Genomic DNA, 24,940 nt, shown 5'->3' with positions numbered 1-24,940 from the left:
CGAACGGCGCAGCAGAACAGTCGAATTCGATCGGACCGTCAGCCCAGAGTCCGGAACGTTGTGCCGGTTGCAGACGTCCGAATCGGACCGGATCCTGGGCCGTTTCGTACCGTCGGCAGGACCTGCGAACGCTTCGATCACGCTGCGCTGCTGTTTGTTTGAATTCCTGGCGGACCGCTGCCTATGCTCGCCCGCTATGAGCAAGAAGCGGGGGAGTCATCACGACGTCTTCTTTCGGGCGGCGTCATGTTCCGCAAGGAGAACGCCGCCAGCATTTTGCGCGTAAAAGTGGCCGAGGAGTTCGGCCCGGAACCGATGCAGACTCTGCAGCAGCTGATGAACTACGTGTTGCAGGCGGGTGAGGTCGGCCGGGCCGAGCTGACCAGGCTGGTCGAGGACTTCGGACAGATCCACCCATTGGTGAAGGATGCGGCGGTGACCACCGCAGAAATGCTGGAAGACCGTGGCCGAGTCGCGGCCCGGATAGAGGACTTGCTCGAGCTGATGACGGAGCGGTTCGGTGACTTGCCCGCCGACGCCGTCCACCGGATCGAATCAGCGTCTTCCGACCAGCTCCGAGCATGGATCAAGCGGGTACTGCACGCGAATACCGTTGACGATGTCTTCGGCGGAACCCACCAACGAGGCCCCGTCCCGAGCTCATAGTGCATTGAGTTCGGATAGATAGGAGCCGGGCGCCGGGATGAGATGCCGGCCGTTGTACAGGGCCCGGACCCCGATGCGTCCGGTGGGAGTGGCATGGGGAGCCTCGATGGCAATCGATGTGTTCACCGGAAGCGCAAGGAACTGAATGGCGAACGGCATCGAGTCGGACAGGTCCCAGATGGTTCGCGCAGACCACTCTCCGTGGTCGTGATCACGCAGGCAGCACAGCATCCAGCCGGAGGAATCCGGGTCGGTCGTGTCCCCGCGGGTGAGTAGCAGCGCGGGAATCGTTTCGTTCACGCATTCGGCGACAGCCACATACTGGTCGTCGGCCGGAAAATCCAACTGTTGCTCCAGGCCGAAGCTTGCCGCGACTTCTTTCTGATACCACAGGTCGCGCAGGGTCTGCTCGACGTGCTCCTCCCAGCGGTCGGTGCCGACGCGTTCCAGTAGTCCCAGCATCCCGTCGGACCGTTCGACCACGCGCAGGGTGCGCCCACCGACCCGGATCGTCTGGTCCGGTGCGAAACGAGTTCCCGTGGCAAGGGAATCCTGCAGATCGTCCAGGATCCACTGCACCAGCGACTCCTGTATGCCCGGTACGGCCGGCTCGGTGACACGGACGACGATCTCGGGATGCCCGTGCTGATCGCCGATCGACGTGCGATACAGACCCTCACCGAATTGGAGGATCGCGAAGTGCGCCATGGGCATGGAGTCGATGGATGCGGGTTCCGGCCCGAAATACATACCGTCGGGCGGGGTCAGGGCCGTGCCTCGGTGTGCCACGCCGGCCATGACACCGCCGGTCAATGGTTCCAGGTGGCGTTCGATGACCAGTCCAGTTTCCGGTGGCAGAGCAAGGAATTGGGTGACAAACGGGAGCGAGGCCGACAGCTGGAACAGCTCAATGGGAGACCATCCGGCGTGGTCGTGCTCCTCCACACAACTGATCGTCCACGCACCGTGTTGCGGCGAGTCCGGCCCGAGACGGTTGAGGCTAAGCGCCTCGCCTTCGAATGCACATGGCTGCGCGATCGCCACATCATCCTCGGCGACGGAGTCCGGTGCTTCCGGCAGGCCCAGTTTCGCGGCCGCCTCGACCTGATACCACATATCGCTCATCGCCTGATCGACATGTTCTTCCCAGATGCCCTCGGCAACACGTTCTTCGAGCCCGAGAGTTCGATCATCGCGTTCGCTGACCCGCAGCGCCCGCCATCCGATCCCGACTGTCTGCCCGGGCACGAAACGAGCCCCCTCCGCCACAGCGTTCTGGAAGTGGTCCAAAATCCAGCTCGCCGCGTAGGGTGTCGGCGGCTCATCGCGGAAAACCAGCGTGAACTCCGGATGGTCGGAGTCGACGCAGGTTGCGGTACGGAAGATCTGCACTCGCGTTGTTCTAACATCGATCCTGCCTCGTCGCCTCCCAATCATGGAGGTGGTGGCTGCCGCGCTGGGTGTTCCACTACGGAATGTCCGTTGCAGAACCGTGGGAATACCTGGTCAAGGACCTTCCATGGCGTTCGGCCATATGGTTATGTTTCTCCCGGGGAGCCGTATCCGAACGGCTCAGCGGGACAGTCCGATCGACGCAGGAAAGCTCGGGAGAGCGGGAACGTTCCGCCCATCGCAGGTGTATGAAGCGGGCCGGATGCGCGGCGGCTTCGTGCCGTTGAGGGGAAGGGGAGTTCGTGGTTCGAGACGATCAGCCTGGTTCTACGCTGCCGCGGCGGCAACTGGGGCGCGCGTTGCGGGAGGCGCGGCAGGGGGCGGGGTTCACGCTGGAACAGGCGGCGCAGGAAATGGAGATGAGCAAGACCTCGGTCATCCGAATGGAGAAGGGGCACAACGAAAAGGTCAAACTCCGGGATGTGGATGGGTTCGCGCGGCTGTACGAACTCCCAGATGATCAGATCGAAGAACTCAAAAACCTTGCGCAGCAGGGAGCCACGAAATCATGGTGGGCGGGTACGCATCTGATGAAAGCTGGATTCGACACCTATTTAGGGCTCGAATCCGCAGCGTCGGAATTGCATCTCTACCAATCTGCGATCGTTCCTGGTCTTCTCCAGAACCTGGACTATGCGAGGTATGTGGTGCGGCCCTTCTTTCCGGTCGATACTCCAGAAGATGTCGAGCAGCGGGTGGGGCTCCGGATGCGTCGGGCGGCAATCCTGACCAGGCAGCACCGACCGATACAAGCGGAGTTCCTGATCCACGAGAGTGCGTTGCACGTCCGGGTCGGGTCACCTGCAGTCATGAGCCGTCAACTACGGCATATTGCTGATATGAGTACTCGGCCCAACGTCACTGTGCGCATTCTGCCGTTCGCCGCGGGATTCCCCGGGACCTGGGCGCCGGTCCTGCCCTACATCATCATTGACTTCCCTCCGAACAGCAGGGAGTTCGGTAGCGAGCCGCCTGTGGTGCACACCGAAACAACCATGGGAACGATGTTTTTCGAGAGCAGCGACGATGTGAAGGTCTACCGGGATATCCATGAGTCACTCCGGGACGCCACACTGGACGAGTGCCAATCGAGGGATCTGCTCAGGCAGGTAGCAAGGAGATACGAGCAATGAGTACTTGCGCACCCGGCGCCGAGTGGTTCAAATCCTCCTACAGCGACTCGACCGGAGAATGTGTCGAGGTGGCCTGGTTCGATGCTGCGACTGTGGGGGTCCGGGACTCGAAGAATCCAGCCGGTCCAGCGTTGGCCTTCACTGCCGCAGACTGGGCAGCGTTCACGCTGGGGCTTCGGACGGGCCGGTACGCTTCTGCCTGACTTCGTGCCCGTCTCTCAGGTTTGGAAGTCGTTCACGCCGAGTCGCGTCCGATGACCCCTGTGGCGCATGCGCACGATCGCGTTGCCGTGCTGGGTCGGATTGTGAGCCTGTATCGTGAGGGCTGATTTCGTGTGGATAGTTCACACGCCGGGCAGGAGGGGCATGCGCGCCGCGAGGAAGAAGTACACAGGGGTATTGGGGATCTCCGTGGCTGCGATAGTGGCGGCCACGATGGTGGCGGGATGCGGGGACACGGTCGGTGGGGAACCAGCGGCGGAGGGGGCGAGCACCACCAGCGGGGAACAGCACGTCGAATGGAATCCGTGCTCGGAACTGTCGGACGAGGCCCTGCGAGCCACCGAAGTGGACCCGGCCAGCAAGAGCGCGGTATTCGACGCGCCCGGAGACAGGGCCGCGTGGCGGATGTGCACGTGGAGGGCCACTGATGGTCCGTATTTCGTTGGCGTCGGCGCCACCGTCTTCACACAGGACGACGTGTACAAGAACACTCAGGTGACCGGGATCGAGCCCGTGCAGATCAACGATCGCTCTGGTCTTACGTACCACCTCGTCGGTAATGAAGACCCGATCCGGCTCTGCTATGTCAGCCTCCCCATGCAGAAGGGGATGCTGAATGTCTATGCCAGCTGGTACTACAGCGAGCGCAGTTCGATCCCGGAATCGCCGCCGTGCGGCTTGGCAATCCGGCACGCGCAGACGCTCGAGCCCTACCTGCCGGAATGAGATGAATACGGGGCGGAAGAGTTGCGGTTCGGGTATGGCCGCAGGTAGTTCGAATCGGGGAGGGCGCCGTGGCTGAGCCTGGACAGGACACTGCGCAGACGACGTTACTGCAGCAGTGGCAAACGATGAAGACGCAGGCCGAGAGCGGTGAGCTGCGCATGGAAACAGATGTCAGCGACAAGCTCAAAGGCCGCTGTCACACCTTCAAATCGCGGCTCGAGCAAATGCTGGTCATGGCCGATCAGCTCCAGTACGTAGAGGGTTTCGGCGGTCTTCGATCCGCCGGCTATCTGCGGAACAAATTTGCGAACAAGGCTGTGACAGATACCGACTCCGCTGCGAATCGGTTGAAGACCGCGTTAGATATCGTCACTGTCATGGAGCAAACCTTCGAGCTGTGTGCGCGTCGGCTCGAGGAGACCGATGAATCGACATCCAGTGCGCTGGGTAATGCGGGGGTTTGATCATGGCTTGGTGGCGATCCGACGAGGCGGAGAGAAACAAATCCGCCGATGACCAGGTGGTCAAGGACCAGGACACCAAATGGGATCAGGACCGGGCCATCGTGGACGGGGAACTCGCCGGGCTGGTCAGCGAATTCGGCGGGCAGTTCGGGCCACCTGCGATCCTGCAGAAGGACGGGTTCGAGGGCATGACACATCAGCAGATCTGGGATGCGCTGCAAGGTGTGAATTCCGGCCTCATCAACGATAAGGCCAATGCCTGGCGGGCGCTCACAACCGAAGCGCGCGAAGCGAACAAGGAATTCCTCGACGGTGTGAACGCCGATCTCGAGGCCGGGTGGAACGGCCAGTCCGGCACCGCCGCAGTCAACGGGGTGCGGGAGTTCAGTACCTCGTTCACTTCGCTGGCCGCGAGTTTCCAGATTGTGGCGCACGGTCTCGATCTGATCGAAGGTTATCTTGCCCAGGCCAAGGCGTCGGTCGGAAAGCCGGATGACGAAAGCAATGTTGACTATGTCACCAACCTTCTCCTCCCCGACGACATCTTCAAGACTCCCCAGTACCGTGCCGACGAGGCCCAGGAGACCGCCCGCAATGTGATGATCAACTATTACGAGCCGGGCGCGGAGGAAGTAGACCGCAAGACGCCGGTGCTGCCCGAGCCGGTGAAGCCTGTCGACGACGGCAGTAAACCGCAGGGCACCGACAAACCCCAGGGCACGACGAACCCCAACGGGACCAGCACCGATCCCGGTACGAATCCGGAAGATCCGGGGGAGCAGCCCACGGGGGAGGACCCGCAGTCCACGGAACCGCAGAGCACCACGCCGCAGTCCACGGAACCGCAGTCGACCACCCCGCAGTCGACCACGCCGACGACCCCTTCTCTCACCACGGGCACCCCGACCACACCTGGCACACCCGCGGGCACCCCGTCCGGAACACCCTCCGGTACTCCGCAGGCCACCGCCCCGCTCATCCCCGGCCAGACCGTGCCCGGTGGCCCCGGTAAACCGGCCGGCACGCCTGCCACCACCACCGCGGCCAACACCAGTAACCGGGCCGGTCGCACCGGTATGCCCGGCATGATGTCGCCGGGAGGCGCGCGCGGTAACCGCGACGAAGACGACGAACACGAGACCCCCGATTACCTGATCTACGACCGGGGGAGCGAACTGCTCGGCACCCTGCCCCCGGCGCTACCACCGGGCGGGGTGATCGGCGGGTGAACGGCCTGCAGTGGCGTCTGAGTGGGGAGATGTTCAACCAGGCAGTGCGACGGCTCGACCGCGACCGGTTGCCGTATCCGATCCGGGTGCTGCCGCTCGGCCCCACCGAAACACCGCCCACCGCAGAGGAATACGAGCGCGTTCGGGTGGCGGCCGCGCAGCGGCTCGCCGCGATATCGGACGAAAATCTGCACCGAGCGTTGCGGACCCTGCTGGAACCGCAGGTCCGGGTCGAAGTACACGGCGCCTATGACCGCGGGTTCGAGCGGATCGTGCGGATACACGCCGGTGTTGCCGGGAAAACCGCAACCCTGGCCGTCCAGGAGCCCGGGCCGACCAAGGAATACGGCGGCGATATCCACCTGCTCACCTTCGCCGCGCCGGACCTGGCGGCCCGGATAGTGTCGTACCTGCCACGGTGCGCGCCGGGCCGGTTCACCGCGGTCCGCGGCACCCGCGCCGATATCGGGAAAGTGGAGTACGCCCGGCATCCCACCCGGATATCGCGTGCCGAAGAAATCACCCGGATCCTACGGCAGCCGCGGTCGGGGGTCGGCGAGGTCGGAGTGTTCGCCGGCCCCGCCGCCGATTCCCGCCCCACCGGAAACCCGCACGGCTTCCACTGGATGGACCATCTACCGCAGGACGGGCGATACCTGCTGGTCAAGCACAGCGCCGAAGAATTCACCCTCGCCCCCGGGTCGCCGGATGAATTCGTCCGCCGCCTCCAGGACGGCATCGGGAAGGCCCGGCAGGCCGCACCGCAGGCGGCCCACCGGCCGGCGATACGCCCACCCGCGCCGGATCCGCGCGAACAGCCCCGGCACGCGCCGGCCCCGCGGCAGATCCCCCAGCAGACGGCTGTCCGGCGCGAGATCTCCCAGAAGGACATCGACGCGGACGACCTCTACTTCCAGGAACGCAACCGACGCGGTTGGCTGGCCTGAGCTCGCCTACCGGGTCGTTGGACACCGTGCTGTCAGACGTCGTCTTCACTGCGTGTTCGGTGCAGGCCGCGTTGTCAGCCACTGCTGGTAGGTCTGGTGCCGGAACTGATATGCCTCCCCGGTCACTCGGAGCAGACCGGCGTCGCGCGCCCATTCGAGGAACGGCCCCGGTCGCCGCGAAAAGGTCGAGTCGAGCGCGAATATCAGCTTTGCGCACAGGTATCGCATGCTCGCGGGTGAAATAAAAAGTGCGGCAAAGAGAATGTATGTCAGTCCTACCGGGGGCAGCCGGATCAAACTGTCCGCCGACGCTTCCACTACCACCAGGTAGAGCAGCGTGAACATCAGCGTGAGAAATACCCCGATCACTGACGCGAGGGAGATCCCGACCAGCGCATCGTCACGGATTGCCCGCCGTTCGTCCAATATCGGACGTTTGTGCGGCAGCTGAGAAGCCAGCCGGACGACAATGGCGATCACAGGCCCGAACCCCAGCGTGCAGATGAGCCCGGCCAGGAATCCGCGGCCCGGCCCGAGTGCGTTACCGGCCACGAACCCGATCGAAATTCCGCATACGGTTCCCGCTACGAGCCCGATTCCCAGGGACACCAGCCAACCGCGAAGCTCACCCGGGCCGAAGAGGTGCGATACGGTCCGCCTGGCCGGGGTGCCGGGGCGCAGGCCGGCGGCGAATCCGACGAGGAACCCTGCGGTGAATTGGAGCGGCCCTCTGAGTAACGGAGACCCGAGCAACGACGCTCCGAAGATCGAGTCGAGCGGGAGAGACTGCGCTACCACGGGCGTAATACTGAACATTGTGCCCAGCAGGAGCCCGGCCAGGAGGCCGTGTACCAGGCGGCATCGGTTGCCCGCCAGCCGCCACACCTCGTCCAACGCGATATCGCTACCGTGCCGGTCGTGCATCTCGCGACGATCGCAGTGGCGCGCGAGGTTGTGCAACCACCGGTGGACCTGCGGCTGGTCGTACCGCCGTTTCCGGTCCTCTCTGGACAGTCCGGCCACCGCGGCCGGGATCAACGCCGCGAACAACACCTCACGAATCGACTCGAGGTCGGTCGCCCCGGTCAACTCGTCGGCACCCGCCCGGCGGTGTGTGCGCAGGTGAGCTGTCGACAGCGTCAACAGCCACGGGGTCCGTAGGGCTTCGGCGAGCGCGCCCGCGGGCTCGGCCCGCAGGCGATCGATCACCGGTGACCATTGATGTTCGTGGATGCCCTCCAGCTCGCGGCAGCGCCGCAAATACTCGACGATCTCCGGTGTCGTCAGGGGCCGCAGCGTGACCGCGGTCGCGGCATGCAGCCCCGCATCACCCCCGATGCGCAGCTCGCGGGCCTGCGCATAGGTTGCGGCGCGAGATATCACAATGACGGGCCGCCGTCGCCAGGGGTTCTCGTTCAACTGGTCGAGCGCGGCTCTGGCTCGCGCGGGTGGCTCATCGATCGGATCCATCTCGTCCAGCCCGTCCAGAACAGGAAGGATCCGGTCCGATTCGACCAGGGCGCGTGCGACTTTCGGTGCCAGGTGGTAGTCCGTCGCGAGCATGCCGGCCAGGAAGTCGGTGAAACCTCGGGTCGTTGTGTCCCAACTCGCAGCGTTGACCCGGACCGGAACCGGCGGCGGCCTGCCGTCATAGCTGTCACGGTGGTGGAGAATGTTCAGCAGCAGGTGCAGAGCGGTCACCGTCTTACCGGCACCCGCGGCACCGAGTACGACGAAACGCTCGGGGTCGCCCAGTTCTCGGTAGTAATTGCCGACCTCGGACAAGGTGCCGAACTCTTGCCGGTCGACACCGTGAGCCCGGATCAGCGCGTCGAAGGAAACCCTGATGCCCGCACCCGGGACGACCCCCAACTGCTCGAGTCGCCTCGACTCGGTGCGCCGGACCAGGTCTGCCAGATCATCGGCATGTGTCGTCAGTGCTGTCCGAGATGTGTCCGGATACAGCCACCGCCACAGCTTCGAAACAACCGATACGGCGACCGGGACGCTCCTCGCCGCTGCCGCGAACTCCCCGCCGGACATGCACAGGATTATTGACGAACTTCGTTGCCGGTGAGAACGAAAGTGGCTCTATACCAAGAAATTTCAGCTGATTATCAGGAATTGGCAGTAACCGGTCGGGTTCGTGCGCATGGTCACGCGGCCCGCCACGAATCGCTCCGCATCGGACCTGCCACCTAGCTGATCGGGGTACCGAACCTGGGCGGGTCTCCCAGCTCCCTCAGGCGTCGTCTTCGCCCACTCCGAACCGGCGCCGGGTAGGGAACGATGCCAGGTACCCGATGATCAGGCTGCCGCCGATGATTCCGCTACCGATGAGTGCCACATTGCGGGCGGTGTGATCCGGTGGTGTGGGCGGTGCGGGCACCGCGAGTTGTTTGCTCACTGCCGGATTCGGCTTCTTGGGGCGGAGCTCGTCGGGGACCTCGTTGGTCAGCGCGGCGACCGGGTCGATCGCGCCGTATCCCACGTACGGATTCCAGCCCTCGGCCGGTGCGTGCGCCGTCGCCTGGATGCGTTTCATGACTTCCACGGCGGACAGTTCGGGGAAACGCGACCGGACCAGCGCGACCACGCCCGAGACGTAAGGGGCGGCGAAACTGGTGCCGGCGATCGTCTGGTTCCCCTGCGAGCCGACCGTGCCGTTGATGACACCGGTGCCGATCGCATCCAACGACACGATGTTCTCGCCGGGTGCCGCGACACTCAGCCAGGGCCCGGGCACCGTGAAATCGGAGGGTGCACCGTTGGCGTTGATCGAGCCCACCGACAGTACGAGATCGTCGTATCGGGAGGGGGTGACATTGACGGTCGTCTTGCTCCACGGATCCGCGGCGGGGTCGAGTGGATCGAGGATGCCGGTATTGCCCTTGCAGTTGTCGTTGTCGGTATTACCGGCCGACGTCACGACCACCACGTTCTTCGTGTGGACCGCATAGTTCAGGGCCGCGCCGAGCGAACCGTCGGCGATCGGGCCGGCACTGCAGGCCACCTCGGAAATATTGATCACCGTCGCGCCGAGATCCGCAGCCCGGCGGATTGCCTGGGCCATGGTCGCGACATTGCCGTAGCCCTCTTTGGAGAGGTCCTCCGGTGATTTCGTGGCGTTGTGCCCCGCCTTCACGTACTTATCGCTGGTCTGCCGGATCGTGAGAATGGACGCGGCCGGGGCAACACCCGAAAAGCCTTGTCCGGGAACCTGACTCGCCCCGATGATGCCCGCCACCAGGGTGCCGTGCGCATCGCAATCCTCGGTGCCGTCACCACTGTTGGCCACGAAATCCCCGCCGGCGCGCAGACCCGGCAGCCGCGGGTGCCGGGCCACACCGGTATCGATCACCGCGACCACCTGGCCCTCGCCGCGGGAGAACTGCCAGGCGTGCGGTAGATCCAGGGCCGCCTGCGCTGCGGGCACCGTCGGGCCCTCGCCCCCGGATACCGTGCTGTTACAGGGGGTATTCGCTTTTCGTTCCGTCGCTTCGGTCGGTTTGGCCGGATCGCCGGACGGCAGCTGGCCCGGGTCGACGGCCGGTGGCCGGTCGGCGTAGGCGACCGTATGCCCGAACCCCAGCGACGCGCTCACCCCCAGCACCGCGGCGACGGCCGCGGTGCGGATCCCCCGGTTCACAGTCCGCGGACGAGGGAGTAGAGGTCCGCTACCCAGAACACGAGCGGCAGCACGGCGGCCACGAACGCGTATTCGATCAGTTCGGCCGCGCGCCGCATCGGCGGGGTCGCCGACTGGTTGGGGACGATGATGCCCAGGACCAATGCCGCGATCACCATCACCACGGCCGCCCCGAACGCCGCCAGCGGCAGATCGGCCACCAGAGCCATGGCTCCCAGCATCACCAGCAGGATGGACGCGCCCCCCACGATCAGGATGACGGCCTGTTCCGCGCCGGCGTAGGTGCGGCTGCGGAACATGAGCACCGCCGCGCAGACCAGCGCCAGCGCGATGCCCTGCCAGTAGAAACCGCCGTAGTCCGGATCCGTGGCCACCAGCGCGCCGACCACCGTGACCAGCGTCGTCGCCGTCACCAGGCCGTTCAGGTAGGTGCGCGCCCGCGCCGACTTCGCGTGCAGCGCGTCCAGGGTCGGCAGGGAGCGGTGATCGTCGGGGTCGTCCTCGGTGGGATCGATCGGGGTGCCGGGGGAGGGCACCGGCGGCAGCGGCAGCTTCGCCAGCATCATCGAGATCCGCGGGGCCAGCGACAGCGCGCCGAGCCCGACGGCCGCCACCACGGCGCCGACGGCCTCGAGCCGCTGTTCGGCGAGCATCCCGACCAGGGCCGAGGGCACCGCGAAAATGGCCACGGTCCCCGCGCCGATGAACAATCCGAGACCGACTCCGGTCACCCGCCAAGCCAGGATCGCTGTCGCCCCGAACAGGGTGGATCCGAGCAGCAGGTTCGCCCAGCTGTAATGGTCGGGCACGATGAGCATGCCGCCGGTGAAGGCGAGTGGCAGCGCGCAGCCGCCGAGCACCAGGGCGGTCTTCGGATCACCGTAGACACGGCTGAGGATCATCGCCGCGACCACCAGCAGCACCGTCACACCCAGCGCGATCGCCCCGGTGATCCAGCCCGGCATCGCGTCCGGCGCGGTCAGCAGCCCGATGCAGCCGGCCAGCATGGCGAGGCCGGCCAGCACCGACCCGGTCGTCCGCGCGGTACTCGGATTCCAGCCGCGGAAATGCTCGGCGTCGGCGACCGCGACGTTGTACATGATGTCATCGAACAACGGCGTCGGCGCCGTATTCGCGGAGTTCTCCAGCATCAGCAACTCACCGTCACGGATGCCCTGGTCGCCCAGGCTCAGCGAGTTCGACATCGGCGGCTGCCCGATCCGGGCCAGGACCCAATCAGCCGGTTCGTACCGTTCGCCCTGATTGTCGAATTCGTTGGTGCGGCTGTGGGCGGCGACCATATCGACGACGCTGGGAATGACCAGGGCCACCGGCACATCTACCGGAATGGCCATATCGACCTGAGTATGTTTGGCCAGAATGGTGACCCTGGTGAGATCCGGTGCGCGGACTATACCCCGCGAGGAATCTTCCTCCATGTGATCGAGTCGCGCATGCGTCACGCTTCCCCCAAGTTGGTTCGCTACCCTGCTGTTTCCCACATTCCTCACGGCTGATCGCGCGGGTTGCGTGCCCCCGTCGCGGCCAGCAGAATGCAGGACGAACTGTACGACATGTTCGCGCCTGCCTCTACACTGAGCCCGAACATCGCATTGCCACAAGGGGGATCTCGCTCGATGACCACGGTTCGGTTTCAGCGGCGCGCGCGCCGGGAAGTCCCGCGGACTCCAGGCGGCGAGGTGACGCTGCAGCCGCCACCCGAAATCCCCCGGGTAACCCCCGGAAATCTGCTGATGAAGCTCATGCCGGTTGTGATGATCATCGGCATGGTCGGGATGATGGCGCTGATGTTCACCCAGGGGGGTGGCATCGCCAAGAACCCCATGGGCCTGATGTTCCCGATGATGATGATGGTCTCGATGGTCGGCATGTTCGCCGGCCAGGGCAACGGGAAAGGCGCCAAGGCGGCCGAGGCCAACGAGGACCGCAAAGACTACCTGCGCTACCTCGACCAGGTCCGCAAGGATGTCGACGTCACCGCGACAGAGCAGCGCGCCGCGGTCGAGTGGAGTCATCCGGAACCGGGCCTGGTCTGGATGCTCGCGGGCACCTCCCGGATGTGGGAGCGGCGGCCCAGCGACAAGGACTTCTGCCACGTGCGCATCGGGATCGGTGGCCAGCGGCTGGCCACCCGCCTGGTCGCGCCGGAAACCGGCCCGGTGGAGGAGTTGGAACCGATCGCCGCGGTATCGCTGCGCCGGTTCGTCCGGGCCCACTCCACGGTGCCGGATCTGCCCACCGCGGTCGCGGTGAAAGGTTTCGCCACCATCGCGCTCGACGGCGACCGGGCCCAGGCTCGCGATATGGTGCGCGCGATGATGGTCCAGCTGGCCATGTTCCACGGGCCGGACCAGGTACTCGTCGCGGTGGTCTGCGGTCCCGATACCAGCACGGAGTGGGAGTGGACCAAATGGCTCCCGCACACCCAGCATCCGGACGCCCAGGACGGTGTCGGCACCCAGCGCATGTTCTTCGGGTCGATCCGCGAAGCGATGACCGGGCTGGCGCCCATTCTCGGCAACCGGGTCCGGTACTCCCGTAACCAGCCGACCAACTCGGCCATGGTGCACGTGGTGATCATCGTCGACGGCGGCCTGCTCGAGGCCGAAGAGGATCAGCTCCGCGAATCCGGCTTCGAGGGCGTCACCGTGATCGACCTGTGCGGCTACGCGCCGCGCCTCGCGGTCTCCCGCGGTATCGCTCTCACCATCCGCAACGGCGAATGCCTGGGCCGCGGCGCCACCGGTAACCAGGAACGTTTCGCCATGATCGACCGGCTCAGCCGGGAACAGGCCCAGCAGGTGGCCCGCCGCCTCGCCCCGTACCGGGCCGCGACCCAGCGCAGCAGCGATGTCGAGGTCACCGAGGGCGAAACCATCAACACCTGGGCCCAGCTCATGGGTCTCGGCGATCTCGGCTCCTTCAACCCGGAGAGCGCGTGGCGCCCCCGCTACGGCCGGGAACGTTTGCGCGTGCCGTTCGGTGTCGGCGCCGACGGTCTGCCGGTGGTTCTCGATATCAAGGAAGCCGCCGAATCCGGTATGGGCCCGCACGGTCTGTGCATCGGCGCGACCGGTTCCGGTAAATCGGAGTTCCTGCGCACCCTGGTGCTGAGCTTGCTCGCCACTCACTCGCCGGATCAGCTGAACCTGGTCCTGGTGGACTTCAAGGGTGGCGCGACCTTCCTCGGGCTCGACGGAGTCCCGCACGTCGCGGCCGTCATCACCAACCTCGAGGAAGAAGCCGACCTCGTCGACCGTATGCGCGACGCCCTGGCCGGCGAGATGAACCGCCGCCAGGAGAGGCTGCGGGACGCCGGTAATTTCGCGAATGTCTCGGACTACGAGAAAGCTCGTGCTGCGGGCGCCGACCTGGACCCGCTCCCGGCCCTGTTCGTGGTGCTCGACGAGTTCTCCGAACTGCTCACCCAGCACCCGGACTTCGCAGAACTGTTCGTGATGATCGGCCGACTGGGCCGCTCGCTGCACGTGCACCTGCTCCTCGCCTCGCAGCGGCTCGAAGAGGGCAAACTCAAGGGCCTGGAATCCCACCTGTCCTACCGGATCGGCCTGAAAACCTTCTCCGCCAACGAATCCCGTCAGGTCCTGGGCGTTCCCGATGCTTATAACCTGCCCGGCGTGCCCGGCGGCGGTTATCTGAAATCCGATTCGGGCGAAATCCAGCGCTTCCAGGCCTCCTACGTCTCGGGGCCGTATGTGGGTGGCGGGCCGCAGCGCGATATCTCGGTAGCCACCAGCGCCGGCGAAATCGATATCACCGCCCGGCCGTTCCTGGCCAAACATGTCGAATTCCGGGCCGCGGACCGGGTTCCGCTGGCTCCCGCGCCGATCGACGAGCCGGAACCCTTGGTCGAGGACGGTGAACAGATCTCCAACCTGGGCATGATCGCCGCCCGGATCCAGGGCCACGGCCGCCCCGCCCACGAAATCTGGCTGCCGCCGCTGGATGCCGCCCCGCCGCTCGACGAGCTCGTCCCGCGGTCGATCCTCACCGGCGAATACAACGCCGTCGCCAGCCTGCGCGCACCCATCGGCATCGTCGACCGCCCCTACGACCAGCGGCGTGACCCGCTGGTGGTGGACCTGTCCGGCGCGCGCGGCAACGTCGCCGTGGTCGGTGGTCCGCAGTCGGGTAAATCGACCATGCTGCGTTCGCTGATCATGGCCATGTCGCTGACCCACACCGCCGAACAGGTGCAGTTCTACTGCCTCGATTTCGGTGGCGGTACCCTCGCCAGCCTCGAAGGCCTCCCGCACGTCGGCGCGGTCTCCGGCCGGCTGGACCAGGACAAGGTCCGTCGCACGATCGCCGAGATGACCACCATCGTCCGCACCCGCGAACTGCGGTTCCGCCAGCTCGGTATCGAATCGATGGCGGAGTTCCGCCGGTTGCGCGCCACCGACCCGGCGAGCAGCCAAGCCGCCGCCGGGGCCCACGAGGACCCGTTCGGCGACGTCTTCCTGGTGATCGACGGTTACGGTTCCATCCGCCAGGACTTCGAACCCCTCGAACAATCGATCATGAACCTGGCGGTCCAGGGCCTCTCCTACGGCGTGCACGTGGTGATCGCCCTGTCGCGCTGGATGGAAGCGCGGCCGCAGCTCAAGGACCAGATCGGCACCCGGCTCGAACTCCGCCTCGGCGATCCGGCCGACTCCGAATTCGGGCGCAAGGTCGCCGCGCTGGTGCCGCAGGGTCGGCCGGGCCGCGGTATGACGCCGGAGAGCCTGCACATGCTCACCGCGCTGCCGCGGGTCGACGGTTCCTCCGACCCCGAGGACATCAGCCGCGGCGTCGCCGACGCCGTCGCCCGGCTCCAGCAGGCGACCCCGGGCCGTCCCGCCCCCCAGGTCCGGATGCTGCCCGAACAACTCGACCGCGAACAATTCATCCGCGCGATCGGCCCCTGGCAGGGACCGCCGGACCGCCGCAACGCGGCGATCCCGATCGGTATCAACGAGTCCGAACTGGCCCCCGCCGTCCTCAATTTCGACGAGAACCCGCACTTCCTCATCTTCGGCGACACCGAATGCGGAAAGACGACGCTGCTGCGCAATATCGTCAGCGGCATCATCGAATCCAACGCGCAGAACCAGGCCGCGATCATCCTGGTCGACTTCCGGCGGTCCCTGCTCGGTGCCTTCCCCCAGGAGCGGCTGGCCGCCTACGCCACCGGCGCCGAAGGTCTCAAGCAGAACATGCGTGATCTCGCGGGCCTGCTGCAGACGCGATTGCCCGGCCCGAACGTCACCCCGCAGGAATTGCGCGACAGGTCCTGGTGGTCCGGCCCGGATCTGTACGTCGTCGTGGACGACTACGACCTGGTATCCAGCGGTTCCGCCGGTAATCCCATCGCGCAGATCGTGGATTATCTCGCGCACGCCAAGGATATCGGCCTGCACCTGATCATTTCGCGCCGTTCCGGCGGCGCGGGCCGGGCCATGTACGAGGCGGTGATCTCGCGGATGCGCGACCTCGCCACCCCGGGTCTGATCATGAGCGGTAGCCGGGACGAGGGCAATCTGCTCGGAAATGTCCGGCCGAGCGCGATGCCACCCGGCCGCGGCACCCTCGCCGGCCGGTCGGGTGCCGAGCTCATCCAGACCGCGTGGATGCCGACTCAGGTATGACCGCAGTCGAGATCGCCCTGACCGAAACCCGGCTGTGGGCATGGAGCGCGAACACCCACGCCGATCTCGTGCCCTCCGTAGTGCCCGGCAGCGACGGGCGCAGCCTGGTGGTGGGCGAGCCGCTGGCACCACCGTCGATCGCGGTATCGCCGGTGCAGCTCATCACCGCGGACCGCATCGCCTACGACCCGGGTATGCCGAAACCACTGGACGCGCTGGCGACAGTCCTCGGCCACACCCTGGCTCAGCTGCGTATCCACTCACCGTGTCAGCGACTCACGGTGGTGCACCCCAGCGACTGGGACCCGCACCGCCTCTCCGTCCTGCACGCCGCGGCCGCGCGCCACGCCGGTCAGGTGGGTTTGCAACCGATAGCGTTGCGCGCGGTCGCCGCCACCCAGCGGGTTCGTGATGTGCGCAGTGTGGTTCTGGAGTTCGGCCCGCTGTCCACGACGGCCTCTACCGTCGTGCCGAGCGAGGCGGGCCCGCGCCTCGAATTCTGTGAGCACGAACCACTTCTCGCCGCCGCCGAGATCGCCGCGGACGACCGCGGTATCGCCGCGTTCCGTTCATTGTTCGAACGGCTCATCCACGGCTGCCAGGTCGATTCGGTCGTCGTGGTCGGCCGCACCGACGCCGATTTCCTCAATATCGTGTCCTCCGTGGTCGCCGAACTGTGCCGCGCCGAGCTGCTCGTCATCGCCGGCGCGGATCTGGTGCGGGCCCGCACCACCGACCCCGTCGACCAGCGGCCCAGCCTCCCACCGGCAGCCGCCGACGCCGAATGGCTGCAGCCACTACGGGAACGGGCCGCGGCTACCGCACCACCACGCTCGAAAACCCCGCTCTATGTCGGTGCCGCCGTGGTTCTCGCGGTCGCCCTCCTGGTCGCGGGCGGCGTCTTCATCGGCATGTCCGCCGGGGGCGACTCCGAGGCGGTAGCCGCCGGCCCGACCACCGCCGTCGAGCCCACCACACCCGCGGACTCGGACGAACCCGAATCCGGCTCCACGACAGTCGGCCCGGTGACGCTCACCGTCCCCGACGGCTGGCGGATCTCCAATCCGGCCACGGCATCCACCGACCGCCTGGTAATGGAACCCACCGAGGGCCTCAAGGCCCGCATCACGGTCGTCCAGGAACAGCTACGGGTCCCCGGTGCCGGCTACGACCAGGTCGCCGCGAACCTCGAAGCCAAAATCGCCGCGAGCGCACCGGGTTTGTACTCGCCGATCCGCCGCGACGTGGTCTTCGGCGGCCGCTCGGGCCTGGCCTACACCGAACATCCGGACGGCGGATCCACCGTTGACTGGCATGTTATCGTCGAGCACAGTATCCAGATCAGCATCGGATGCCAGTATCAGACAGGGGGGCACGACTCGATTACACCTATCTGTGAAAACCTCGCATCCTCGCTGGAAGTCACTCGATGACTCCGGCCGGGATTTTTTCTGAAATCCGATGGAACCGATTGGACGGGTACCACGTCCAATCATCATGAAGGACAAGTTCGGACCGTTTGCGGACGCAGGGGTCCGGATCCGAACTCGTAACGAGGAGGAATCATGTCGGTTGTAGCCGATCTGGCCGCAATGGAGACAGCTGCCAAGCACGTCGAAACCGTGAACGGGCAGATGCAGACCGAGATCGCCAGGGTCCGTGACATCGTTGCCGGGTCCGAAGGCAACTGGAAAGGCACCGCCGCCGCTGCCTTCGTCAAGATCATGGCGGATTACGACCAGAAAGCACGACAGTTGAGCGACGTGCTCGGCGAGATCGCTGTTCAGATCCGGCAGAACGGCCGCGGCTACGATGCGCAAGAACAGGCGAACCTGGCGGCCATGAATGCCGCGGGCGCCTCCGGGGATCTCGGCACCACGGCATCCAGCCTGAATATCTGAATTCAGCTACCCCACAAAGTCTCAAGGAGTATCAATGTCAGAAGTAAAGTACTCGTCGGAGCAGCTGCATGCGATGTCGGATGATCTCATGGCCGCGAAAGGCCGTTTGGCTGAAGCGCACCAGGAACTGCAGGGGTATGTCAATGGTCTAGTTTCCCAGTGGGAATCCGGTGCCAGGGATGCCTATGTCGAGAAGCAGCGGCGGTGGGACGAGGCCATTGAAAGTCCTAACCAGGACAGTGGGCTGCTGCCCATTATTCAGGCTGTCGCAAAGGTAGTTAAAGACGGTGCAGTCGATATGGCGACAACCGATGCGCAGAATGCTGCGAAGTGGATGTGACACCGCTCTGGTGAAAGTACTGCGCCCCAAGCGAAAATGCTTGGGGCGCAGAATTTTATTCGTACGGCTCCACCGTTACAGGTCGGATCAAGGCGCCTGGTCGAGTAGGAGATACTGGGCGGCCACCTGTTGGTGTAAGTCCTGAATCTGATTGGAGCCATCTATGATCGCGACGTAGCGATTGCTCGTGAAGATACAGGATAGCGAGCTGGTGCTCTCGGGGTCATCGGTGCAGTGAGCTGCGGGCAATCCGGGCGGGGAGTCGACTGGTTGTAGCGCGGGGTTCAGCTGAGATACGAAATATGCCTTCAAACGCTCGGCTGCCGCCGGGGCGGCAGCACGATAGATCCGGGCACCTCCGTGCACAGCGAGGTCGACACCGGAGTCCTCCAGCGCCCGCTTCGCCAGATCGGGGCGCTGTAGGAAGTTCAGTAAAGAATGTGGATCCAGAACCATTTCCGCAGCCGGTTCGGATTCAGGTAGTGCGAACGTCAGGATTCCGTCCTTGTCGACGGGTAGTTGGCCGAGTTCATCGACTGGCGTCGGCTTATAGTTCTGTATCCTCGAAAATAGGCCATCCAGAACGGTTTTGATTTCCTCGGCCAACCCGGTGGTGTCGGGCGGGATGTCGACACCCGCTCCGATGTAGGTCTCGACCATAAGGGTTCCCTGTGTAACCCAGGCATTCAAGGAACCGAACTCGCTGACCTGTCCGATGGCGGTGGGATAGCCGGGGATGCCGATTGTGCCGACGGGTGGGGAGCTTCCATGCAAAGCCATATCGGAGAAGAACTTCGCGGCATGGGTTGCCTGATTCGGGTCGGCGAAGGCCATGACGGCGAGTTCGATGGTTCTGCCCAGCGAACTCTCTTCGCGACGCTGCCCTACCGTCTCCCACCCGGCCACCAAGCCTGGTACTGCCACGTGAAAGTCCTGGTCTTTGATTCTCGGGGGATGCAGTGGCGTGAGCACCTTCGTCCGGTATTCGACCGGGTTGAACACCAGTCGTGGGTTGGTCTCCATCATCAGGGGCACGTGTTGCCCCAGTCGAAGGCTTTCCTGGACATCGACGTTCTCAGGTGTACGGACTTCGTCGGGTGTCCGTGGAATTGTCCGATAATTCCCTGGCTGTAGCGCCGCGGTGTCCGGGCCGGAATCTGATTGCGAGTCGGGCCCGCCGCAGCTCGTCGACGCTATCAGTGCAATCGGCACCAACAATCCGAGACCCAGTCTGCTCGGTATGCGCATATCGTCCTCCCGCGCGGTCAGAGCACTCGTGAGATGGCTGGTACCAGCTCGTCCACGAGAATCTCGGGTGACTGGTCGGTCCATACCTGTAATGCTTGTACGGTCGCGATATCGTCGACAACGACGATCTTCGCCGTGGAGTTCAGGAATTTCAGCGGGAGCCCTCCCAGCCCCCCGTTTCCCGCACCGCTGTCCGTTCGCCCGACAATGACCACATCCACTAGCTCTGGAAGTGAGAAGCCGGTTGGGGAAAGATCCCGAGGCGATTTCTCGTTCCGGAGCGGTAGGTAGGCATCGCTGTACCGGAAACCGATGTCGCGGAGAAAGTTCGCCTGGGGCGAGCCGTCCAGCGACACCGAGAACAGTGAGTTGCCGAAGTTGAACGCGGCGACTGTCTTGCCCGCGAATTCGGGATGTTGCGAGCGGACTTGGGCCAGGTCGGGTCCGCTCGACGATCCGGCATCGCCAGCGGTAAACGCGTATATTCCCGCGACGATCGCGAGGACCGCAACCAGTGCTGAGGCGCCCGCGATCAGCAGCTTCCGTCTCCGTGTTCTGCCGCCAGTCGCCCCATGCGACGTATGGCCGAAGTCTTCGCGAGGCCAGGTGACGATCGAAGCTTGGTCACGCTGGGTGACGGCTGTCGCCATCTGGGGGTGTGATTCCGGCGGGGGCAGCGGATTCCCGGGGATACTCGGGTATCCCCCGCTGGGCGCCTGGAACCGGCTCTGGCCGTACAACGCGGACTCCGCGTCGGCGACGAAATCGCGGCAACTGCTATAACGGTCTGCTGGATTCTTCGCAAGTACTTTGGCGAATACCATGTCCAGTGCGGCCGGCAGGTCACGACGAATGGCCGAGATCTGGGGCGGGCGCTCGTTGATATGCCCCATCATGACCATGGCAGGCACTGTCGATGGATATGGATTCTGGCCCACCAGCAGCCTGAAGAAGGAGCATCCAAGGCTGTAGATATCGGAGCGGTGGTCGATCTGCTGTCCGAGAAGCTGCTCCGGGGACGCGTATGCGATTGTCGCCATCAACTTACCGGTACCAGTCAGATCCTGACCATCTTCCACCGATTTGGCAACACCGAAATCAGTGAGCAGTACCCGTTCCTCGTCGTCGTCCGGCGAGTTCGAAAGCAGGAAGTTGGCCGGCTTGACGTCGCGGTGCAGCAGTCGCCGCCGGTGTGCGTAGTCGAGTCCTTTGCCGACTTCGGCAATAATTCGGAGGGCCCGCTGAGCGGGCATCGCGGCGCGCCCCTTCTGGGCTTCCTCTGCCGCATCTGTTCCCGGAACGAACTTCATAGCGATCCAGAGCAGACCGTGCTCTTCTCCGCGGTTGTAAACGGGAACGATATTCGGGTGGTCCAGGCCTGCGGCTAGGCTGCCCTCGCGTTCGAACCGGGCGCGAAACTCGGGGTCGTTCGAGAGCTCCTCGTTCAATACTTTGATGGCGTCTTGGCGCGGCAAGCTCGGGTGCTGGCCGAGATATACCGCGCCCATTCCGCCGCTACCGAGCACGCGCTCGATGCGGTAGCCGCCGATAACGGCACCGGGCGGCAAGGCCATTTGCTCCTCCTATAGGTACGGCTGCCAATTGAGTGCCTGCGTGATCTCGTGGTCAGGTGCGCGGTCCACAGCCTGCGCCGCATATCCGCCGCATATCCGGTGGCGCAGTGACCACGTACTGACCTCCGTGCACATCATCGGCTGTTCGCCAGGATTGCGTACTGGGCTGCCGTCGCCTGGTACAGCTCCGTCGCCGGTAGATCTCCGATGCCGTAGGAGTCAATCGAAGCGACGTACCGGTCGTAAACGATGACACAGTAGAAAGATTCGTGGATCGTAGTCGAAATTTCCCGTTGTAGACAACGCGCATCAGCGATTCCGGGTGGACCGGGGATCACTTCGTCGTACCTTCCCGCCCTGGTCAATGCGGTCTGTAACGCGAATGCCTCCTTCGTGCCGGCAGTCCTGTAAACCGTGGCCTCGTTCCGGGCCACCAAGTCCACGCCGTACGCGGAGTAATCGTGAACTGCCTCAGCGTCCAGTTCTATGTTCAGGTATGCCGCCGGGGTGTAGGCGCCCACGAGGCCGGCAAAGGCAGCGTTGCCGAGGTAGTCGGAAGGGAGAGTGGTGCTCAGGATTCCGTCGGGATTGGTGGGCAGGTCCAAGATATCGTCCGGGGCAGTGGGTGTGAGTTCCTGGAGTGCGTCGAGTTGGAGGTCGAGGATTTTCTTCATCCGGTCCGTCATCTGCCCCGATTGTTCTGGGGGCGCGACTATCGACGCGTAGACGACGAATGACCCACTGGCAGCCGACAGTTGCCCGCTGTCTCGGCTGGGTGTCAGGGCTGCGTACGTATCGGTATAGCCGGGGAGTTCGAGCTTTTGCCGACCGGGAATTCTGATATCGGTGGCGTGGTTGTATTCGGCCGCGGCCGTGCGTGCAGATTCTGGGCTGGGGAACCTCAGGATGGCGATAGTTGTGCGCTTCTCACTTCTGGCGTTGTTGTTCCATCGGGCGGTAGCGGCGCCGGAAATGAGAAAGTTCCTGTCCGAAACGGGCTTGAACTCTTCTGGGAGGGGGTCTGTTCCTCCATCGAAATCGCTGCCCAGTAAATGGGAGCCCCAAATGAGGTCCGTTTCCCATAGGTACCGGAGATCTGGATCGGCCTCGTACGGTGATACAAGGTATCCGAGCATTCTGCGTGACTCCAACGAATAGACATCCGAGTTGGTGTCGATGTTCATTGTGAAGTCCGTGGGTTCGGTGGGAAAAAGTCCCACATCGAGTCTATCGAGCGCAACTGGGGTCATACCGGGTTCCGGATGGCCTGACACGGTAGGGCTACATGCTGTTGTGGCGGCGGCCAGGATTGTTGTGAACAGCATGAGTAGCACGCGTGTGTGGATGGTACCGGCTCGGTTGCTGTCTGTTCTCCTCACATTTCACCCCCAACCTGCGAGCAAGGCGTACTGCGCGGAGGTTTTCTGGTGCAGATCCTGAATCTGAGCGCCCTCGATCTGGGCGAAGTACCTACCGGTCTGGAGCAGGCAGAAGTTTGACTGGGGTGCGTACTCCGGGGCCTTTCTTGTGAAGCACTCGACCTCGCCGCCTTCGAGGCCGGCGGGAGAGGTGAGCGGCTCGGTTTCCGTGGAGGTAGCGCTATCCGGGTGGAGTATTCCCCAGAGTGTCTCGGCGCCCTGTACCGATTCGCTACGCATCACCACGGTTTCGGCGAGGCCGATCCTCGTAACCTGCCCCTTTTCGAGGAAATCCAGGCTGGTCAAACCACTCAGTTCGGATAGGGCGCCACGACCGCTGAATACGACCGATGGGCCGAATGCTGCTATCTCCTGATCGCTTCTGGGAAGCGCCAGTGCAAGTACGCCGTCCGGATCGAGATGAATGTTCTGTAGCTGATCCGCTGGTGTGGGTTCGAACTCGTCCAGCAAGGGCATCTGTACATCGAGCAAGGATTCGGTCTTCTGGATCATCATCGGTAGATCGGCTTTTTCGGTGAAGTCCTCGTACTTGATGAAGACGACGTAACGGTCATAGCTGGTCCAGCTACCCAATGAAGCGATACCCGGCCGCCAGTGTGCTTTCGCATGTGGATAGTTGGGGAGTTGGACCGGCTGATTGGCGGTGGTGAATGTGAAGTCGTCGTGTTCCAGGCCAACGGCGACGGTTTCCGCGGTCGGTGCGTCGGGAAACATCAGGACCGCAATACTCAGATCCTGTGTGGTGTTGGGTATATCTGGGATGCCCTCGGTCTCCCAGGTATGAACCCAGCCTGCGATGAGGTCAGCCGCGACATCGTCGAACGTATCACTGATAACTAGTGAATCCATGTCCCGGCGGTCCATGACAACCGGCCCGCCGCTCGCGCTCTCGCGGTTGACGAACGCTGGGTCGGCCTCGAAGGGAATAGCCACATAGTCGCCCAGTCGTTGACCCTCTCGGTACCGAGCGGCCTCTTCGTCCCCGGCTGTTCCGTACTCGATCGGTTCTGTGGGGTAATTGCCCACACTCAGCCCGGAGAGGTCGGGCTTTGCCCGGACTGCTTCCCCCGCGACCACAGTGCCACACCCCGCAACCCCGGCCAGCAGAGTGCTCGCTGCCAGCGTGGCAAGGAGTCTGCGCAGCACGACAGGCTTCGGTCGGTGCATGGCGGCCCCCTTACGATTGCGATCCCGCGGAATCGTACTGCACGTTCTGCGACGGGAGCGCAGTAAGTGTGGGTTGGTGGGCTGTGACCAGCAGTTATGTAGCTTGTTGATAGTCAAGGGTTTCCGGTGCGGTAGAGGGTGGGTGACGCGGAGACGGAGCTGTCCCGGGGAGAGGGCTGTGGGCGATGCTCGATCGGGTCGGACGTGCGGCTGGACACAGATGTGCGTGGTGAGCGACCTGGGGCGCCCGGATCTGGATTATGGATGGTGTGCGTCTCCGCAGGTATGGCGTTATCGCCGCTTCGATCGTCGTCTTAGTCCTCTCCGGGTGTGGGGTGGGCGAGGATCTGGTGCCCATTCCCGAGGGGACCCCGCCCGGACCCGGGGTGCCCGTGCCGGTGATCGATCTCGACGCCCCGGGGCGGACCGCGGCCTTGTTGAACGGGTGGGCGGCGGGTCAGGCCGGGACGTTGGAGATGCCGGTGGCGGCGTTGGAGGCGTATGGGTATGCGGCCGCGGTGCTGAGCAGGTCGCGGCCGGAGTGTGGGATCGCGTGGACCACGATCGCGGGGATCGGGAGTGTGGAGAGCGATCATGGGCGGCATCGGGGGGCCGAGGTGCGGGATGACGGGCTGGTGGAGCCGGGGATCATCGGGATCGCGCTGGACGGGTCGCCGGGGGTGGCGGAGATCCGGGATACCGATGGTGGGCGGCTCGACGGGGATACGGTGTTCGATCGGGCGGTCGGGCCGATGCAGTTCATCCCGGAGACCTGGCGTAAGTGGGGTGTGGACGCCAACGGTGACGGGGTCGCGGATCCGCACAGTATCGATGACGCGGCGCTGACCGCGGGGCTCTACCTCTGCGTCAGCGGAGGCGATCTGCTGACTGCCGAGGGCTGGAGCCGGGCGTTGTTCACTTACAACCGGTCGGAGAGCTATATGAAGGTCGTCCGTGACCGGGCGGCTGCTTACAGCGTGGGCAGGCGGGTGTGAACGCAACACCGCTTACTTGCCGTCTGTAGTGCTCCGGTGGCCTGCGGGGCGGCGGATGGACTGGGTGCGAGCGGGCCTATTAGGCTCGGCAGCGCACGGCTCTTCCCTGATCATCA

At 64.5% G+C, this 24,940-nt stretch carries 20 protein-coding genes; 12 read left to right on the top strand and 8 right to left on the bottom strand.

The annotated features are described in order from the left end of the window. The first annotated feature begins 183 nt into the window (after positions 1-183). Positions 184-666 (top strand): hypothetical protein, encoded by a 483-nt coding sequence (locus ACIA75_RS34795; RefSeq protein ID WP_397111323.1) that lies wholly within the window; start codon positions 184-186, stop codon positions 664-666. Here the strand turns inward: ACIA75_RS34795 and ACIA75_RS34790 are convergent. Beyond that, positions 661-2,103 (bottom strand): hypothetical protein, encoded by a 1,443-nt coding sequence (locus tag ACIA75_RS34790; RefSeq protein ID WP_397111322.1) that lies wholly within the window; start codon positions 2,101-2,103, stop codon positions 661-663. The genes ACIA75_RS34795 and ACIA75_RS34790 overlap by 6 nt on opposite strands. 257 nt (positions 2,104-2,360) lie before the next feature. Here ACIA75_RS34790 and ACIA75_RS34785 point away from each other — a divergent pair, with 257 nt between their 5' ends. From ACIA75_RS34785 to ACIA75_RS34760, 6 genes are all read left to right on the top strand, one after another. Beyond that, a complete protein-coding gene (locus ACIA75_RS34785) occupies positions 2,361-3,251 on the top strand; it encodes a helix-turn-helix domain-containing protein (protein ID WP_397111321.1) in 891 nt (296 codons plus the stop codon). After that, on the top strand, positions 3,248-3,454 hold the full coding sequence (locus ACIA75_RS34780) for a DUF397 domain-containing protein (protein ID WP_397111320.1): 207 nt from the start codon (positions 3,248-3,250) through the stop codon (positions 3,452-3,454). Before ACIA75_RS34785 ends, ACIA75_RS34780 begins: the two co-directional genes overlap by 4 nt. Positions 3,455-3,617: 163 nt before the next feature. After that, a complete protein-coding gene (locus ACIA75_RS34775; protein WP_397111319.1) occupies positions 3,618-4,199 on the top strand; it encodes a DUF3558 domain-containing protein in 582 nt (193 codons plus the stop codon). Positions 4,200-4,267: 68 nt separating this feature from the next. Next, complete coding sequence (locus ACIA75_RS34770; protein ID WP_397111318.1) at positions 4,268-4,663, top strand: hypothetical protein; 396 nt, start codon at positions 4,268-4,270, stop codon at positions 4,661-4,663. A 2-nt stretch (positions 4,664-4,665) separates the two neighbouring features. Next, on the top strand, positions 4,666-5,892 hold the full coding sequence (locus ACIA75_RS34765) for a hypothetical protein (protein WP_397111317.1): 1,227 nt from the start codon (positions 4,666-4,668) through the stop codon (positions 5,890-5,892). Further along, the gene (locus ACIA75_RS34760; RefSeq protein WP_397111316.1) at positions 5,889-6,839 is read left to right on the top strand and encodes an ESX secretion-associated protein EspG; all 951 of its coding nucleotides are present in this window, start codon (positions 5,889-5,891) and stop codon (positions 6,837-6,839) included. Before ACIA75_RS34765 ends, ACIA75_RS34760 begins: the two co-directional genes overlap by 4 nt. Positions 6,840-6,884: 45 nt before the next feature. Here ACIA75_RS34760 and ACIA75_RS34755 read toward each other — a convergent pair whose 3' ends face one another. The 3 genes from ACIA75_RS34755 to eccD all read right to left on the bottom strand — a co-directional run bounded on the left by ACIA75_RS34755 (position 6,885) and on the right by eccD (position 11,927). Then, positions 6,885-8,882 (bottom strand): NACHT domain-containing protein, encoded by a 1,998-nt coding sequence (locus tag ACIA75_RS34755; protein WP_397111315.1) that lies wholly within the window; start codon positions 8,880-8,882, stop codon positions 6,885-6,887. Between the two features lie 199 nt (positions 8,883-9,081). After that, positions 9,082-10,488 carry a type VII secretion-associated serine protease mycosin gene (gene mycP, locus ACIA75_RS34750; RefSeq protein WP_397111314.1) on the bottom strand — a complete coding sequence of 469 codons (1,407 nt, stop codon included), beginning with the start codon at positions 10,486-10,488 and terminating at the stop codon, positions 9,082-9,084. Then, complete coding sequence (gene eccD / locus ACIA75_RS34745; RefSeq protein ID WP_397111313.1) at positions 10,485-11,927, bottom strand: type VII secretion integral membrane protein EccD; 1,443 nt, start codon at positions 11,925-11,927, stop codon at positions 10,485-10,487. Before eccD ends, mycP begins: the two co-directional genes overlap by 4 nt. A gap of 198 nt (positions 11,928-12,125) precedes the next feature. On the opposite strand from eccD, the gene eccCa reads away from it, so the two are divergent. The 4 genes from eccCa (at position 12,126) to ACIA75_RS34725 (ending at position 18,401) form a co-directional block, all read left to right on the top strand. Then, a complete protein-coding gene (gene eccCa / locus ACIA75_RS34740) occupies positions 12,126-16,160 on the top strand; it encodes a type VII secretion protein EccCa (RefSeq protein ID WP_397111312.1) in 4,035 nt (1,344 codons plus the stop codon). Continuing rightward, positions 16,157-17,593 (top strand): type VII secretion-associated protein, encoded by a 1,437-nt coding sequence (locus ACIA75_RS34735; protein WP_397111311.1) that lies wholly within the window; start codon positions 16,157-16,159, stop codon positions 17,591-17,593. The genes eccCa and ACIA75_RS34735 overlap by 4 nt, the downstream gene beginning before the upstream one ends. Positions 17,594-17,725: 132 nt before the next feature. Continuing rightward, the gene (locus tag ACIA75_RS34730; RefSeq protein ID WP_397111310.1) at positions 17,726-18,061 is read left to right on the top strand and encodes a WXG100 family type VII secretion target; all 336 of its coding nucleotides are present in this window, start codon (positions 17,726-17,728) and stop codon (positions 18,059-18,061) included. A gap of 34 nt (positions 18,062-18,095) precedes the next feature. Continuing rightward, on the top strand, positions 18,096-18,401 hold the full coding sequence (locus tag ACIA75_RS34725) for a WXG100 family type VII secretion target (RefSeq protein WP_397111309.1): 306 nt from the start codon (positions 18,096-18,098) through the stop codon (positions 18,399-18,401). 87 nt (positions 18,402-18,488) lie between these two features. Here the strand turns inward: ACIA75_RS34725 and ACIA75_RS34720 are convergent, their stop codons facing one another. The 4 genes from ACIA75_RS34720 to ACIA75_RS34705 all read right to left on the bottom strand — a co-directional run bounded on the left by ACIA75_RS34720 (position 18,489) and on the right by ACIA75_RS34705 (position 23,829). Then, a complete protein-coding gene (locus ACIA75_RS34720) occupies positions 18,489-19,427 on the bottom strand; it encodes a hypothetical protein (RefSeq protein WP_397111308.1) in 939 nt (312 codons plus the stop codon). A 239-nt stretch (positions 19,428-19,666) separates the two neighbouring features. Further along, positions 19,667-21,223, bottom strand: a complete 1,557-nt coding sequence (locus ACIA75_RS34715; protein WP_397111307.1) for a serine/threonine-protein kinase — start codon at positions 21,221-21,223, stop codon at positions 19,667-19,669. 134 nt (positions 21,224-21,357) lie between these two features. Next, complete coding sequence (locus tag ACIA75_RS34710) at positions 21,358-22,473, bottom strand: hypothetical protein (RefSeq protein WP_397111306.1); 1,116 nt, start codon at positions 22,471-22,473, stop codon at positions 21,358-21,360. Between the two features lie 132 nt (positions 22,474-22,605). Continuing rightward, positions 22,606-23,829 (bottom strand): hypothetical protein, encoded by a 1,224-nt coding sequence (locus tag ACIA75_RS34705; protein ID WP_397111305.1) that lies wholly within the window; start codon positions 23,827-23,829, stop codon positions 22,606-22,608. A 260-nt stretch (positions 23,830-24,089) separates the two neighbouring features. On the opposite strand from ACIA75_RS34705, the gene ACIA75_RS34700 reads away from it, so the two are divergent. Next, the gene (locus ACIA75_RS34700; protein WP_397111304.1) at positions 24,090-24,824 is read left to right on the top strand and encodes a lytic transglycosylase domain-containing protein; all 735 of its coding nucleotides are present in this window, start codon (positions 24,090-24,092) and stop codon (positions 24,822-24,824) included. Positions 24,825-24,940 lie beyond the last annotated feature (116 nt).

Origin of the sequence: Nocardia sp. NPDC051750, assembly GCF_044453135.1 — a bacterium.
GTDB lineage: Bacteria > Actinomycetota > Actinomycetes > Mycobacteriales > Mycobacteriaceae > Nocardia.
Note: the sequence above shows the minus strand (reverse complement) of the source record. Positions and strands in the feature narration are given on the sequence as shown.